This is a genomic window from Pseudomonas sp. BN505, assembly GCF_029873175.1.
Taxonomy (GTDB): domain Bacteria; phylum Pseudomonadota; class Gammaproteobacteria; order Pseudomonadales; family Pseudomonadaceae; genus Aquipseudomonas; species Aquipseudomonas putida.
This window is the reverse complement of sequence record NZ_SSOI01000071.1, coordinates 105,056-119,392: the sequence shown is the minus strand read 5'-3', so window position 1 is coordinate 119,392 and position 14,337 is coordinate 105,056. Positions and strand designations below refer to the sequence as shown.

The 14,337-nt window shown below is 62.5% G+C and carries 16 protein-coding genes; 1 reads left to right on the top strand and 15 read right to left on the bottom strand.

The genetic code is table 11. From position 1 onward, the window contains the following. Positions 1-291 precede the first annotated feature (291 nt). From E8E78_RS28885 to E8E78_RS28830, 12 genes are all read right to left on the bottom strand, one after another. Positions 292-1,074, bottom strand: coding sequence for a TatD family hydrolase (locus tag E8E78_RS28885; RefSeq protein WP_041167825.1), 783 nt, complete (start codon positions 1,072-1,074; stop codon positions 292-294). 31 nt (positions 1,075-1,105) lie between these two features. Continuing rightward, positions 1,106-2,092, bottom strand: a complete 987-nt coding sequence (locus E8E78_RS28880) for a DNA polymerase III subunit delta' (RefSeq protein ID WP_049275312.1) — start codon at positions 2,090-2,092, stop codon at positions 1,106-1,108. Continuing rightward, positions 2,085-2,717 carry a dTMP kinase gene (tmk, locus tag E8E78_RS28875; RefSeq protein ID WP_059396381.1) on the bottom strand — a complete coding sequence of 211 codons (633 nt, stop codon included), beginning with the start codon at positions 2,715-2,717 and terminating at the stop codon, positions 2,085-2,087. The genes E8E78_RS28880 and tmk overlap by 8 nt, the downstream gene beginning before the upstream one ends. Before the next feature lie 9 nt (positions 2,718-2,726). Continuing rightward, on the bottom strand, positions 2,727-3,917 hold the full coding sequence (mltG, locus tag E8E78_RS28870) for an endolytic transglycosylase MltG (protein ID WP_049275314.1): 1,191 nt from the start codon (positions 3,915-3,917) through the stop codon (positions 2,727-2,729). Between the two features lie 4 nt (positions 3,918-3,921). Then, positions 3,922-4,737, bottom strand: a complete 816-nt coding sequence (gene pabC / locus E8E78_RS28865) for an aminodeoxychorismate lyase (RefSeq protein WP_049275315.1) — start codon at positions 4,735-4,737, stop codon at positions 3,922-3,924. Beyond that, complete coding sequence (gene fabF, locus E8E78_RS28860; RefSeq protein ID WP_012271164.1) at positions 4,737-5,981, bottom strand: beta-ketoacyl-ACP synthase II; 1,245 nt, start codon at positions 5,979-5,981, stop codon at positions 4,737-4,739. The genes pabC and fabF overlap by 1 nt, the downstream gene beginning before the upstream one ends. Positions 5,982-6,170: 189 nt before the next feature. Then, positions 6,171-6,407: an acyl carrier protein gene (acpP, locus tag E8E78_RS28855; protein WP_008096410.1), complete on the bottom strand. Its 237-nt coding sequence runs from the start codon at positions 6,405-6,407 to the stop codon at positions 6,171-6,173. A gap of 203 nt (positions 6,408-6,610) precedes the next feature. Then, the gene (fabG, locus tag E8E78_RS28850; protein WP_016500893.1) at positions 6,611-7,351 is read right to left on the bottom strand and encodes a 3-oxoacyl-ACP reductase FabG; all 741 of its coding nucleotides are present in this window, start codon (positions 7,349-7,351) and stop codon (positions 6,611-6,613) included. Positions 7,352-7,366: 15 nt separating this feature from the next. Next, positions 7,367-8,305 carry an ACP S-malonyltransferase gene (fabD, locus tag E8E78_RS28845; RefSeq protein ID WP_016500894.1) on the bottom strand — a complete coding sequence of 313 codons (939 nt, stop codon included), beginning with the start codon at positions 8,303-8,305 and terminating at the stop codon, positions 7,367-7,369. A gap of 127 nt (positions 8,306-8,432) precedes the next feature. Next, a complete protein-coding gene (plsX, locus tag E8E78_RS28840) occupies positions 8,433-9,443 on the bottom strand; it encodes a phosphate acyltransferase PlsX (RefSeq protein ID WP_016500895.1) in 1,011 nt (336 codons plus the stop codon). Between the two features lie 3 nt (positions 9,444-9,446). Further along, positions 9,447-9,629: a 50S ribosomal protein L32 gene (gene rpmF / locus E8E78_RS28835; RefSeq protein ID WP_016485486.1), complete on the bottom strand. Its 183-nt coding sequence runs from the start codon at positions 9,627-9,629 to the stop codon at positions 9,447-9,449. 13 nt (positions 9,630-9,642) lie between these two features. Then, the gene (locus E8E78_RS28830) at positions 9,643-10,170 is read right to left on the bottom strand and encodes a YceD family protein (protein WP_016500896.1); all 528 of its coding nucleotides are present in this window, start codon (positions 10,168-10,170) and stop codon (positions 9,643-9,645) included. A gap of 95 nt (positions 10,171-10,265) precedes the next feature. On the opposite strand from E8E78_RS28830, the gene E8E78_RS28825 reads away from it, so the two are divergent. Then, entirely contained in the window at positions 10,266-10,844 is a 579-nt protein-coding gene (locus E8E78_RS28825) for a nucleoside triphosphate pyrophosphatase (protein ID WP_016500897.1), read from the top strand. Positions 10,845-10,947: 103 nt separating this feature from the next. On the opposite strand, the gene E8E78_RS28820 is transcribed toward E8E78_RS28825, so the two are convergent. Genes E8E78_RS28820 through rluC form a run of 3 tightly spaced genes read right to left on the bottom strand, consistent with a single transcriptional unit; the run spans position 10,948 to position 13,587 of the window. Continuing rightward, entirely contained in the window at positions 10,948-11,946 is a 999-nt protein-coding gene (locus tag E8E78_RS28820; RefSeq protein ID WP_061203736.1) for a S49 family peptidase, read from the bottom strand. A 6-nt stretch (positions 11,947-11,952) separates the two neighbouring features. After that, positions 11,953-12,627, bottom strand: a complete 675-nt coding sequence (locus E8E78_RS28815; protein WP_049275651.1) for an HAD family hydrolase — start codon at positions 12,625-12,627, stop codon at positions 11,953-11,955. 3 nt (positions 12,628-12,630) lie between these two features. Next, the gene (gene rluC, locus E8E78_RS28810; RefSeq protein ID WP_016500900.1) at positions 12,631-13,587 is read right to left on the bottom strand and encodes a 23S rRNA pseudouridine(955/2504/2580) synthase RluC; all 957 of its coding nucleotides are present in this window, start codon (positions 13,585-13,587) and stop codon (positions 12,631-12,633) included. Positions 13,588-14,337: the final 750 nt, after the last annotated feature.

The window sequence follows — 14,337 nt, the reverse complement described above, 5'->3', positions numbered from 1 at the left end:
GGTTACTTTGGTCTTGGCCAAAGTAACCAAAGCCGTCCGCTCCCATCATCCGGCCCCTGCGCTACGCTCCGGGGTTCCCTCGCTCCGGGCTTGCTCCCGGGAGGACCGCGCTGCAGGCCCCATCCTGGGGCCCAGCGCTTGACGGGCATCCATGCCCGTCACCTCCCTCCGCAAGCCCTGCGCTCGGCCTCCTGAAGTCGCAATCTGTGTCGCCTGAGCTACCGTGCACTTAGAAGCCAAAGCAAGTGCAAGTACAAGTGCAAGTGCAAGTGCGCTCAGGCTCATGCGCCATCAAGCCACCCGTGCCAACGGGAACAACCGCTTGAAGTTGGCAGTAGTCTGCTCAGCCAGTTGCTCATAACTGGCGCCCCGCAACGAAGCCACATACTCCGCCACTTCCCGCACATACTGTGGCAAGTTCGGTTTGCCACGGTACGGAATGGGTGCCAGATACGGCGAATCGGTCTCGACCAGCAAACGATCGACCGGCACCTGCCGAGCCACTTCACGCAGGGCATCGGCATTGCGGAAGGTAACGATGCCAGACAGCGAGATGTAATACCCCAGGTCCAGCGCGGCCTTGGCCATCTCCCAGTCTTCGGTGAAGCAATGCAGCACACCAGCCTGCGGCAGGTTGACCTCGCGCAATAGTGCCAAGGTATCGGCGCGTGCCGCACGGGTGTGCACGATGACCGGCTTGCCGGTCTGCCGCGAGGCCTCCAGGTGCAGGCGGAACGAAGCCTGCTGCAGCTCGGCAGCTTCCGGTTCATAGTGGTAGTCCAGCCCGGTTTCGCCAATCGCCACAACATGGGGGTGGGCCAGCTCGCGCAGCAGCCATTCCAGCGCAGGGGTTTCACCCGGTGCCAGGTCTAGCGGGTGCACACCCACCGAGCAATCGACGTCGGCATACTGCTCGCTCAACGCCTTCACCGCACCGGCGTTTTCGGCACTGACGCCAATACACAGGAAATGCCCGACCCCACGTTCACGAGCCGCCTGCAAGGCAGCATCGAGGGAGCCCTGGTGGGCGCTCAGGTCAAGACGGTCGAGGTGGCAATGGGAATCTACGAGCATGGGATAACGGCACACATGAAAAAAATGAAAATCAGCGGGTACCCGGCAGTTGCAGCCAGTGAGCCAGCAACGATTCGAGCAGCAGGGCGCGGTTGAGGTTGGCCTTGCCCAGCACCTTCTGGCGCTGCTCCAGAATCCAGGCCTGCACCTCCAGCACCTTGGCCTGGCGGCTCTTCTGCGCCAGGTATTGCACCACCTTGCGCATATCAGCCAAGCCTAACCCCTCCTCGTCCTGGGTCAACTGGTAGCGCAGGATCAGATGCGACCAATCGCAGAACCAGTCGAACAGCAACAGCAGTGGCACGCCGTTCCAGGCATCGGCCAACTGGCTGGGCGATTGCTGCTGCTTGATCAGCTTCTTCACCCCGTCAGTAACCAGCGCGCGTTGCTCGCGCACACCTTGTGCCTGCAGGCTGACCGCCATCAATGGCGAACCGGCGGCCAGCGTCAGTAGCTCGTCACGCTCGGCCTCGTCACTGTCAGGCAACGCACCCGCCAGCCAGGCCTGGCTCTGGGCCAGGCTTGGCTGCGGGCACGCCACCTGCTGGCAGCGGCTCTTGATGGTCGGCAACAAGCGGCTGGGCTGGTGCGTGACCAGCAGCAGCACCGTATTGCCAGATGGCTCTTCGAGGCTTTTGAGCAGCGCGTTGGAGGCGTTGACGTTCATCGCCTCGACAGGCTCGATCAGCACCACCTTGCGCCCGCCCAATTGCGCAGTTTGCACCACGAATGCCACCAGCTCGCGCACCTGGTCGACCTTGATCGGCTTGTCGGCCTCTTCAGGCTCGAGCACAAAGTTGTCCGGGTGGCTACCGGCCTTTAGCAACAGGCAGGACTTGCACCCGCCGCAGGCATCCAGCCCTTGGGGCTGCTGGCACAGCAGGCGGGCCATCAGGCGCTCGGCCATGGCCCGCTTGCCGATACCCTGCGGCCCGTGCAGCAGGTAGGCGTGCGCGTGCTGGCTGCGGCCGGCCAGCTGCTGCCAGAGGGCCTGCTGCCAGGGGTAGGCGTCAGCCACGGCAACGCTCCACAATCGCCGGCAGCAGCACATCGATGGCGCGCTGCACGGCTTCCAGCGTTTGCGCGGCATCGAGCAGGCTGTAGCGCTGCGGCTCGCGCTGGGCGCGCTGCAGGTATGCCTGGCGCACAGCTTCGAAAAACGCCTGGCCTTCTTGCTCGAAACGGTCCAGGCGGCCGCGGGCGGCAGCACGGGCCAAGCCCACTTCCACTGGCAGGTCGAAGACCAAGGTCAGGTCCGGGCGCAGGTCACCCTGGACGAATTGCTCCAGGGTAGCGATGCGCTCGACCGACAAACCGCGCCCACCGCCCTGATAGGCATAGGTGGCGTCGGTGAAGCGGTCACACAGCACCACGGCGCCGCGGGCCAGTGCCGGGCGGATTACCTGCGCGAGGTGTTGCGCGCGCGCCGCGAACACCAGCAACAGCTCGGTGTCGGCCGCCATGCTTTCATCGGTGGGGGCCAGCAGCAGCTCGCGCACTTTTTCGGCCAGCGGCGTACCACCGGGCTCACGGGTCAGCACTACATCCAGGCCCTGCTCGCGCAAGCGCGCAGCAAGGTAATCGCGGTTGGTGCTCTTGCCCGCGCCTTCGGGGCCTTCCAGCGTAATAAACAAGCCGCTCACAGGCAGTCCTTAATGTTGTTCGTCAGGCGTCGGCCGTTCGGCCGCTTGCGCACCACCAGCAGGGGCATCCTGCGCAGGCGGCGCTTCGGGTGCTGGCTGTGCAGCCGGCTCGTCAGTTGCAGGCACCTGGGGCTGGGCGTCGTCAATACCCGGCTGTGCCTCTTGCTGCGGCGCAGGGCTGGAGCGGTAGTCGGTACGACGCTTGAGCTGGAACTCGCGCACCGCCGAATTATGGTCGTCGAGGTCGTCGGAGAACACATGGCTGCCATCGCCGCGGGCGACGAAGTAAAGGCTGGTGCCATCGGACGGGTTGAGCGCCGCGTGAATCGCTTCGCGGCCGACCATGGCAATCGGGGTGGGCGGTAGCCCTGTCATGGTATAGGTGTTGTAGGGCGTCGGTTCGCGCAGGTCGGCGCGGGTAATCCTGCCGTTGTAACGCTCACCCATGCCGTAGATCACCGTCGGGTCGGTCTGCAGCATCATGCCCAGGCGCAGGCGCCGTACAAATACGCCGGCAATCTGCCCACGCTCCTGGGGGATACCGGTTTCCTTTTCCACCAGCGAGGCCATGATCAGCGCCTGGTACGGGTCGCGATACGGCAGGTCGGTGGTACGCTCGGCCCACTCCTTTGCCAGCACTTCGTCCAGGCGCATGTAGGCCTGCTGCAGCAACTCGACATCGCTCATGCCACGCACGAAGCGGTAGGTGTCCGGGAAGAAGCGCCCTTCGGGAAACACGCCGGTATGGCCGAGCTTGTCCATCACTTCGGAATCCGACAGGCCGTCCAGGGTGTGCTTGATCTTTTCATGCTTGGCCACAGCCGAGCGCACCTGACGGAAGGTCCAGCCTTCGACCAGAGTGAGGTTGTACTGCACCACATCGGCCCGGCGCCATGCGTCGAACAACTGTTCGACCGTCATGCCAGGGGTGAGGCGGTATTCGCCGGTGTGCAGGGCGGTGCCAGCCATGTTGAAGCGCCAGTACAAGCGCAACCAGACAGCATCGTCGAGCAACCCTTCTTGTTGCATGCGGTAGAACATGCGGTTGGGGTTGGTGCCATTGGGCACGTCGAGCAGGCGCTCCTGCGTCACGTGCAGGGGCTGCTCCAGGACCGAGTTGACCTTCCAGGCCGACCAGCCAAGCGCCAGCCCGGCAATGATCAAGCCCATTTCCAGCAGTAGCAGGAATTTACGTCTCACGAATTCAGGTTTCCAGTAACGTACGGGCAACGGCCTGCAGTTTACGGGTGAGCGGGCCAGGCGACCAGTTTAGCGCGGCTACGCCCCGCACGGGCCAGATGCCGTAAACGCTATTGCAAACAAATACTTCATCTGCCTGCTCCAGCGCGTCAAACGGCAGGTCAGCGACCTGCGCCGGGATGCCCAGCAGCACGGCCTGTTCCAGCAATGCAGCACGCATCACCCCGGCCACACCACAACGGCTGAGGTCGGCAGTGAACAGCACGCCATCGCGCACCAGGAACAGATTGCTGTACACCCCTTCGATCACCCTGCCCTGCCCGTCACGCATCAGGCCTTCGGCATGCTCGCTGTCCTGCCATTCGGCACGGGCCAGCACCTGCTCAAGGCGGTTGAGGTGTTTGAGGCCGGCCAGCAGCGGTTGTTCCCCAAGCCGGGTCTGGCAAGGAAACAAGCGCACGCCGTGCTCGGCATGCTCCACAGGATAGCTGGGTAACGGGCTGCCCTGCAGGATCCGCCGTGGCACGGCACCGGCAACTGGCGCATAGCCACGCTGGCTGTCACCACGGGTAAGGATGAGTTTGGCTACACCTTCACCGAGCTGGCAGGCATAGCGCAGGAGCTCGTCGCGCACCAGCGCCATGTCGGCACTGATCGCCAGGCGCTGACAACCCAGCGCCAGGCGTGCGAGGTGGCCGTCCAGCAAGCTGGGCTGGCCACCGCGCACGGCAATGGTCTCGAACAGGCCATCGCCGTAGGCCAGGCCGCGGTTCTGCAGGTTGACTGCAACCGAGGGCTGGCCATCGACCCAGCTGTGCATCAACCGGCGAACCGGCGGAACACCAGCGAGCCGTTGGTGCCGCCAAAGCCGAACGAGTTGGACAACACCACGTCGATCGGCATGCTGCGCGCCTGGTGCGGCACGAAGTCGAGGTCGCAACCTTCGTCCGGTTCGTCCAGGTTGATGGTGGGCGGGGCCATCTGGCTGTTGATCGCCAGCACACTGAAGATCGCTTCCACCGCGCCTGCGGCACCCAGCAGGTGGCCGGTCATCGACTTGGTCGAACTGACAGCCAGCTTGTAGGCATGCTCGCCGAACACGCGCTTGATCGCGGCCACCTCGGCCACGTCGCCCGCAGGGGTCGAGGTACCGTGGGCGTTGATGTAGCTGACCTCTTCCGGCTGGATACCGGCATCGCGCAAGGCATTGGCCATGCAGCGGGCAGCGCCCTCGCCGGTGTCGGGTGGCGAAGTCATGTGGTAGGCGTCGCCGCTCATGCCAAAGCCAACCAGCTCGGCATAGATGGTCGCACCACGGGCCTTGGCGTGCTCCAGCTCTTCGAGCACCAGGGCACCGGCACCGTCGGACAATACAAAGCCGTCACGGCCCTTGTCCCATGGGCGGCTGGCCCGGCTTGGCTCGTCGTTGCGGGTGGACAGCGCACGCGAGGCACCGAAGCCACCCATGCCTAGGCCACAGGCAGCCATCTCCGCGCCACCTGCAATCATCACGTCAGCTTCACCGTAGGCGATATTGCGCGCGGCCATGCCGATACAATGGGTGCCAGTGGTGCACGCAGTGGCAATGGCGTAGTTCGGCCCCTGCAGGCCCAGGTGGATCGACAGGAACCCGGAGATCATGTTGATGATCGAGCCCGGCACAAAGAACGGGGAAATGCGACGCGGCCCCGAATCGTGCAGCGTACGGCTGGTTTCCTCGATGTTGGTAAGGCCGCCGATCCCCGAGCCCATGGCCACGCCAATGCGCTCACGGTTGGCGTCGGTGACCTCCAGGCCGGCATTACGCACCGCCTGGAAACCGGCCGCCAGGCCGTACTGGATGAACAGGTCAAGCTTGCGGGCCTCTTTGGCCGACAGGTATTGCTCGACCTCGAAGCCTTTCACCGAGCCGCCAAAACGGGTGGAGTAGGCAGACAGGTCCGTGTGTTCGATCGGACCAATGCCACTGCGGCCAGCCAGAATGCCCTGCCAGGTGCTCGGTACATCGGTACCCAGTGGCGACAGCATACCCATACCGGTGACCACGACGCGTCTACGCGACACAGTACTCTCCTTTTCTAATAACAGAGTCTCTTGCGATTACATTCAAGCGCAGGAATGGAATGGCAACAGGCTCTTGGTGCGCGGTCAGCGAAGCCGGCTCGCCCCAAAGCAGCGCGTTCGCAAAGAAAAAACCGCACGCCGGCAAAGGCAGTGCGGTTTTTCTCGTCAAGAAGCGACGACTACAGTGTCTTAGGCCTTGTGGCTGTTGACGTAGTCGATAGCGGCTTGAACGGTAGTGATTTTCTCGGCTTCTTCGTCAGGGATTTCGGTCTCGAATTCCTCTTCCAGAGCCATCACCAGCTCAACGGTGTCAAGCGAATCGGCACCCAGGTCATCGACGAAGGACTTCTCGTTGGTCACTTCCTCTTCCTTCACGCCCAGTTGCTCGGCGACGATTTTCTTGACGCGTTCTTCGATGGTGCTCATACCTAGTTTTCACTCCTAATGGACATATGTCAGGCAGCTGGCCGGTGGCCAATTTTATAGAAAGACGTTCGCTTTTCAAGCTAAACGCACCTTCGAACCAGTCACCGCACCCGCTGCCTGGAATCTGGTTGCAGCTTTATAACGGATTTTAGGCTCGCAGTATGACTCTTTTTTTACGAAATCCGTCACATTGAGTTGCAGTGTTACATGTACATCCCGCCGTTGACCGGCACGGTAGCGCCGGTCACGTAGGCCGCACCGTCGGACGCCAGGAACGAAACCACCTTGGCGATTTCATCAGCCTGGCCCAGGCGGCCCAGCGGAATCTGGGTTTGCAGGGCTTCACGCTGCGCTTCTGGCAGTTCGCGGGTCATGTCGGTGTCGATGAAGCCCGGAGTCACCGAGTTTACGGTGATGCCACGCGAGCCCACTTCACGCGCGAGGGCGCGGCTGAAGCCTTCCAGGCCAGCCTTGGCGGCGGCGTAGTTGGCCTGGCCAGCGTTACCCATTGCACCGACGACCGAACCGATGCTGATGATACGACCCCAACGTGCCTTGGTCATGCCACGCAGCACGCCCTTGGACAGACGGTAGAGGCTGTTCAGGTTGGTGTCGATCACGTCGAACCACTCGTCGTCCTTCATGCGCAGCATGAGGTTGTCGCGAGTGATACCGGCGTTGTTGACCAGGATGGCCGGCGCGCCAAACTGTTCGGCGATGGCACCCAGAACAGCTTCAACGGATTCGGCGCTGGTCACGTTCAGCTCCATGCCGGTGCCGGTGATACCGTGCTCTTTCAGGGTGGCAGCAATGCGCTCGGCGCCGGAGGCCGAAGTGGCGGTACCGATCACGGTCGCGCCCTGGCGGCCCAGCTCGAGGGCGATGGCCTGGCCAATGCCACGGCTGGCGCCGGTGACCAGTGCAACTTTACCTTGCAGGCTCATGCAAGCTTCTCCAAATCAGGCCAGTGCCGCGCGGGTGGCGGCAACGGCGTCAGGGGTATTGAGGTTGTAGGTGGTCACGCCGTCGGCGCAACGCTTGTTCAGGCCAGCCAGGACCTTGCCCGGGCCGCACTCGACCAGGTTGACTGCACCGTTGGCAGCCAGGGTCTGCACGCACTCGACCCAACGCACAGGCTGGTACAGCTGGGCCAGCAGGTCATGCTTGAGGGCATCGAGGTCGGCGGCAATGGCAGCAGTGACGTTCTGCACCACCGGAATTTGCGGCGCCTTCCATTCGATGGCATTGACCGATTCGGCAAAGCGCTCGGCGGCCGGCTTCATCAGGGCACAGTGCGACGGCACGCTGACCGCCAGCGGCAGGGCGCGCTTGGCACCTTTGGCCTTGCACAGCTCCATGGCCCGATCTACCGCAGCCTTGTTACCTGCGATGACCACCTGGCCTGGCGAGTTGAAGTTGACGGCACTGACCACTTGGTCTTCTGCCGCTTCGGCGCAAATTTCCACCACCACGGCGTCGTCCAGGCCAAGGATTGCAGCCATGGCACCGTGACCTGCAGGCACGGCCTCCTGCATCAACTGACCACGGCGCTCGACCAGGCGAACGGCGTCTTTCAGGCTGATGCTTTCAGCGGCAACCAAGGCACTGTATTCACCCAGGCTATGACCGGAGACGAAGGCTGGCGCGGCGCCGCCTTCCGCCAGCCACAAGCGCCACAGCGCGATGGACGCGGTGAGGATGGCCGGCTGGGTCTTGTCGGTCTGGTTGAGTTGCTCTTCCGGGCCTTCCTGGATCAGCTTCCACAGGTCGTAACCGAGTGCGTCGGAAGCTTCCTTGAAGGTTTCGATGATCACTGGCTTCTCGGCGCCGAGCTCGGCGAGCATGCCCAGCGACTGGGAACCTTGACCGGGAAAGACAAATGCGAGGGATGCAGACATTGAACAAGCCCTTATGATCTTGTCGTCGGATAGGGTGCGCCAGGCCGCAGGCCAGGCGCGGAATCTGAAAACTTGGATGGAAACGCAGACCAAGCGGTCACATTTAAGCACTTCATCGCCGAAATGCCTAAGGCAACAGGTCTTCAAGGCGGCCATGCAGGCGCTGCGGCAGGTTTTCCTGAATTTCGATCAACGCCCGCTGGATGGCGCTCTGGAAGCCCTGCACGCCTGCCGAGCCATGGCTCTTGATGACGATACCCTGCAACCCCAGAAAGCTCGCACCGTTGTGCCGCGCCGGCGCCAGGTCGGCCTGCAGGCGCTTGAGCAGCGGCATGGCCACGGCCCCGGCAACCCGGGCAAATGCACCGCCCTTGAACAGCTTTTCGATGCGCGCACCGATCATCGTTGCCAGACCCTCGCTGGATTTGAGCAGGATGTTGCCGACAAAACCGTCGCACACCACCACGTCCGCCTCGCCTCTGTACAGGCCATCCCCTTCGACGAAACCGACGTAGTTAAGGCCGCGAGCGTTCTGCAACAGCGTGGCCGCCAGCTTGACCTGCTGGTTGCCCTTGATGTCCTCGGTACCGATGTTCAGCAATGCCACACGCGGCCGATGCACACCCAGGGCCTGGGCGGCCACCGAGCCCATCACCGCGAACTGATAGAGGTTCTCGGCGCTGCAATCGACATTGGCACCCAGATCCAGCAGCTGGCAGTAACCCGCCTGGGTCGGGATCGCCGCCACCATGGCTGGCCGATCGATACCCGGCAAGGTTTTGAGCACGAAGCGTGACAGCGCCATCAGCGCCCCGGTATTGCCGGCACTGACGCAGGCCTGGGCCTTGCCGTCACGCACCAGTTCGAGGGCGATGCGCATCGACGAGTCCGGCTTGCCGCGTAGCGCCTGGGAGGGCCGCTCGTCCATACCGATCACCTCACTGGCGGCGACAATCTGCAGGCGCGCGCGATCCGCAGCTGCAAGGCCGCTGACAAGATCTTCTAGGAGGGAGGGTTGACCGACGAGGGTCAGGTGCAGCGAGGGGGTAGCCGAAAGGCAGGCAATGCTAGCCTGGACAATGCTGCGGGGACCGAAGTCCCCGCCCATTGCGTCGATCGCGATGATCTGAGCGGACAAGGATTACTCGTCAGCGCCCTTATCGATCACTTTACGACCACGGTATACGCCTTCTGGCGAAACATGGTGGCGCAGGTGAATTTCACCGGTGGTTTTCTCTACCGACAGCGCGTTTTCCGACAGGGCGTCGTGCGAACGGCGCATGTCACGGGCAGAGCGGGATTTTTTGTTCTGCTGAACAGCCATAATTGATTAACTCCTAAACGTTTGGGTCACGCTTTAACTGCGCCAAAACACTGAACGGGTTGGACCGCGATACCTCGTCCTTGCTCGATTCGGGCTCGTCTGCGCCCGCCGGCTGCTGGCATTCTTCCGGATGGTGAGCAGGCACGATTGGCAAGGCGAGCAAAAGCTCCTCCTCGACCAATGCCTGCAGATCCAAAGGATCTTCGCCCAGTTCCAGCACGTCATAGCCTTTCGGCAACGACTGGGTATTCGCACCCTCCTTCACCACAGCGTATGTACATTCGCTGTAGATCGGCAGGGTGACCAGCTCAAGACAACGCTGGCAAACCATCTTGACCTCGACGTTCAGCTCGGTGTGGATAACCACCACGTGCTGTTCATCTCGTTCAAAATCGAACTTCGCCTGCACCGTACCGACATTGTCGGAAAGCGGGTCGCAGAGTCTTTCCAAATCAGCGAGTTGCAGCGAACCGTTAAGGGTTACGCCACGATCGGCTAATTTGCGCGGGTCAACGTGAGGTGGAATCGGGTCATTCAACATAGGCGCAGCATTCTAGGGATGCCCCCCGTCCCTGTCAAAGGAAATTCGGCGGCATCGTGCGTGATAGGATTGGTTCAACCGAAACGGAGTCTACCATGCTTCCTTTGTTACTGGCTTCCAGCTCTGCCTATCGCCGCGAACTGCTGACACGCCTGCGCCTGCCCTTCACTTGGGCAAGCCCCGATATAGACGAACAGCGACGGGATGACGAGCCCGCCGTGGAACTGGTGCGCCGGCTGGCCAGGCAAAAGGCCGAAGCTTTGGCGGGCAGCCATCCCGCGCACCTGATTATCGGTTCGGACCAGGTTGCAGTACTGGGCGAACAGGTGCTGGGCAAACCACACACGTTCGAGCGGGCTTGCGAGCAACTGCTGGAGTGCAGCGGGCAGCAGGTGAGCTTTCTGACCGGATTGGCATTGCTCAATAGCGCGACCGGGCACTGCCAGGTGGACTGCGTGCCGTTTACGGTGACGCTGCGCGAATTGAGCCGGGAGCGAGTGGAGCGCTATGTGACGGCGGAACAGCCACTGGATTGCGCAGGGAGCTTCAAGGCAGAGGGCTTGGGGGTGAGTTTGTTTCAGAGCACCCACGGGTGCGATTCGACCAGCCTGATCGGGCTGCCGTTGATTCGACTGGTGGATATGTTGACCCGGGAGGGGGTGGTTGTCCCTTGAGCCTGGCTTGAGATTTTGCGGTGCCTGTGAGACCGAGCGCCGCCCGCGCGGCGCTTCGCGGGCGGCGCTCGGTCTCACAGGCGCCGCAAAATGCACGCCGAACTCAACGCAACTGCGGCCCCTGGAACCCCATCCACATCGCCAGGTGCTCAGCCACACTGGCCCCCACGCGCTTGGAGAAGCGATCGAACGGCGACTCCTGCACAGTGAAGTCCACCAGCTCCTTCTCGCCTACAATTTCACGCGCCACGTAGCTGGCACTGCCCAGCCCGTCTACCAGGCCCAACGCCTTGGCCTGCTCGCCCGACCAGATAAGGCCACTGAACAACTCCGGGTGCTCCTTGTCCTTCAGGCGCTCGCCGCGCCCTTGCTTGACCATGGCGATGAACTGGTTGTGCGTGGTGTCCAGCACCCCCTGCCAGAACCGGGTTTCTTCTGGCTTTTCAGGGGAGAACGGATCAAGGAAGGCCTTGTGCTCACCCGAGGTGTAGGCACGCCGCTCCACGCCCAGCTTCTCCATGGTGCCGACAAAGCCGTAACCAGCCGCCGTCACACCAATCGAGCCCACCAGGCTGGCTTTGTCGGCATAGATCTCGTCCGCCGCACTGGCAATGTAATAGGCACCGGAAGCACCAAGATCAGCAATTACCGCATACAGCTTGATGGCCGGATACTCGGCGCGCAGGCGGCGGATTTCGTCATACACGTAACCCGCCTGCACCGGGCTGCCGCCTGGGCTGTTGATGCGCATGACCACGGCCTTGGTCTTGCTGTCCTTGAACGCGTCGCGCAGGCTCTTGACGATGTTGTCGGCGCTGGCGCCCTCCTGGTCGGCAATCACCCCGCGTACCTCGACCAGCGCGGTATGGCTGGCACTGCGCGATGCCGCCTTGTCCATGTCCATCAGTGGCGTGAACAATGCCAGGAAGCCGAAGAGGTAGATGAAAGTCAGCAGCTTGAAGAAGATCCCCCAGCGCCGCGCCCGGCGCTGCTCCTGCACACTGGCCAGCAAGGTCTTTTCCAGCAGTTGCCAGCTCTTGCGCTCTTCGCGCCCTTCGCGCTCCTCGGGTGCGGCCTCGGGGGCTTTCCATTCGTCTGCCATGCTTACCTACCTTGGAAGTGGAATTTCGGAACCGCCCAGCCACTCACGCAGCTGGGAAAAGTGATCGATGCACACCTGCGGACCAAACTCGGCCAGCGCCTGCAGCGACATGGCACCATAGCCCACCGCCACCGAATGCATGCCGGCATTGCTGGCCATCTGCAGGTCGAATGCCGAGTCTCCGACCATCAGCGCACGCCCCGGTTCGACGCCGCAATGGCCGAGAATTTCCTCGAGCATCAGCGGATGCGGCTTGCCGCGGGTTTCGTCAGCAGCGCGAGTGATGTCAAAGAACGCCTCCCAGCCATTGGCCTTGAGTACCCGATCCAGCCCACGACGCGCCTTGCCGGTCGCCACCGCCAGGCGGTAACCCTCGGCACGGAAGGCATCCAGCGACTCGACCACGCCCTCGAACAGCGGCGAAGGCTGCTGGTCCAGCGCCATGTAGATGTCGGCATAGTGCTGACGAAAGCGCTCGACCTGCTCAGGCGCCAGGTGCGGGTACAGCGTATGGATCGCCTCACCCAGGGCCAGACCGATGATGCCCTTGACCGCGTCGTCGCTGCTGGGCGCCTCGCCGGCACACTCGGCGGCGGCATTCATGGCCTCGACAATACGCCCGATGGAATCGGCCAGGGTACCGTCCCAGTCGAAGATCAGTAGCTCATAGCCTTTATTCATGGGTCAGGACGCACTCAGACGTTCAATGGTTTTCGCCCAGACTTCATCCACAGGCGCTTCAAGCTTCAGCTCACCACCGTCCGGCAGCGGCACGGTCAGCGCATAGGCATGCAGGAACAGGCGCTTGCCCCCCAAATCACGAATTTCGCGACTGAAGTCTTCGTCACCGTATTTGCTGTCACCGGCAATCATGTGCCCGGCATGCAGGGTGTGCACGCGGATCTGGTGGGTACGCCCAGTGATCGGACGGGCCTCGACAATGGTGGCGAACTCGCCAAAGCGGCGCAGCACGCGGAACAGGGTCAACGCTTCCTTGCCCTCTTCGTTCACTTCGACCATGCGCTCGCCGGAGCGCAGGTTGCTCTTGAGCAACGGAGCGTTTACCTGCTTCTTCGAGGTCGGCCAGTGGCCGCGCACCAGCGCCATGTAGCGCTTGTCGACACCATCGCCACGCAGGGCGGCATGCAGGTGGCGCAGCATGCTGCGCTTCTTGGCGATCATGAGCAGGCCGGAGGTGTCGCGGTCCAGGCGGTGTACCAGCTCCAGCTCCTTGGCGTCCGGGCGCAGCTGGCGCAGCGCTTCGATCACGCCAAAGCTCAGGCCGCTGCCGCCATGCACGGCGATGCCGGACGGCTTGTTCATCACGATAAGCGCCTTGTCTTCGTAGACAATGGCCGCCTCAAGGCGTTGCAGCAAGCCCTGGGCCACCGGCGCCGGCTCGTCACGCTCCGGCAGGCGGACGGGCGGTACCCGCACGATATCGCCGGCCTGGATCTTGTACTCAGGCTTTACCCGACCTTTGTTCACCCGCACTTCACCCTTGCGCAGGATGCGGTAGACCAAAGTCTTGGGCACGCCCTTGAGGGCCGTGATGAGGAAATTGTCGATGCGTTGGCCGGCAAGCTCCGGCGCGACTTCGATCAGCTGAACGCCGGAAGTCGGAGGGGTATTGGTCGTCATTGCGGGATCATAACAATTTTTTATGGAATTGAAGCACTTAATCATTGCTGCTATAGTCGCGAACGCCGCCAAAAGCGGCAGGCCAGCGGCACCAGGCTTTCAGCCGGCCCTGACCAACGCAATTCTCCAGGACGCGAGGCCGTCCTACGGGGTTTTCGCCAGTTTACCGAATTGCCTGGAATCGCCACCAGCGCTGTGTAGAGAAGAGCGAAAAAAAACGACAAGCGCGGTGTTTCACCTGCTTACCCGATTCTTTTCGCAGTACCTCTGCCCGCGAGTCGCTTCCACGCAACGCACGGCGAATGCTTCGGAAATACCTGCCTTGGACATCAATGGCGCCAGTGCAGTAACTGCAGTGGCGAAAAATGCAACCCGTTGCGGATTCAGCGCGCGGCAGCACCCGAATTATCAGGGATACGTGCAGGGTGGAGATGCACAGCCCTCGGACCGTGTAGCACCGCGTCCGGCCACCAGCCACTGACGGCTGGCGAGCGGATAAGGTCCTGAACAGATGCCCCCGGGCGTCCACGGCTGAAGGTTGATTCCTCCTCCTGACTGAGTGCACAAGGCCCGCTTGGTTGATTCGATATCCATTCGAAGCCACCGGGGCCCTGTTGGCACCGCAGCAAACAGGACGCGTCGTCGCGACAACGGCAGGCTGGGCAACCGGCTGGTGCCGAACGTCGCTCGACACGGGGGTGGCCCGGCCACCCTTTGCGCACCTTGGCACCGACCATGAGACGTCGTGTG

Excerpts from the sequence above, each read along its gene's own strand:
- E8E78_RS28885 (WP_041167825.1), bottom strand. The coding sequence starts at position 1,074 with ATGCTCGTAGATTCCCATTGCCACCTCGACCGTCTTGACCTGAGCGCC.
- pabC (WP_049275315.1), bottom strand. The coding sequence starts at position 4,737 with ATGCACAGCTGGGTCGATGGCCAGCCCTCGGTTGCAGTCAACCTGCAG.
- acpP (WP_008096410.1), bottom strand. The coding sequence starts at position 6,407 with ATGAGCACCATCGAAGAACGCGTCAAGAAAATCGTCGCCGAGCAACTG.
- fabG (WP_016500893.1), bottom strand. The coding sequence starts at position 7,351 with ATGAGCCTGCAAGGTAAAGTTGCACTGGTCACCGGCGCCAGCCGTGGC.
- fabD (WP_016500894.1), bottom strand. The coding sequence starts at position 8,305 with ATGTCTGCATCCCTCGCATTTGTCTTTCCCGGTCAAGGTTCCCAGTCG.
- rpmF (WP_016485486.1), bottom strand. The coding sequence starts at position 9,629 with ATGGCTGTTCAGCAGAACAAAAAATCCCGCTCTGCCCGTGACATGCGC.
- E8E78_RS28830 (WP_016500896.1), bottom strand. The coding sequence starts at position 10,170 with ATGTTGAATGACCCGATTCCACCTCACGTTGACCCGCGCAAATTAGCC.
- E8E78_RS28825 (WP_016500897.1), top strand. The coding sequence starts at position 10,266 with ATGCTTCCTTTGTTACTGGCTTCCAGCTCTGCCTATCGCCGCGAACTG.
- E8E78_RS28820 (WP_061203736.1), bottom strand. The coding sequence starts at position 11,946 with ATGGCAGACGAATGGAAAGCCCCCGAGGCCGCACCCGAGGAGCGCGAA.
- E8E78_RS28815 (WP_049275651.1), bottom strand. The coding sequence starts at position 12,627 with ATGAATAAAGGCTATGAGCTACTGATCTTCGACTGGGACGGTACCCTG.
- rluC (WP_016500900.1), bottom strand. The coding sequence starts at position 13,587 with ATGACGACCAATACCCCTCCGACTTCCGGCGTTCAGCTGATCGAAGTC.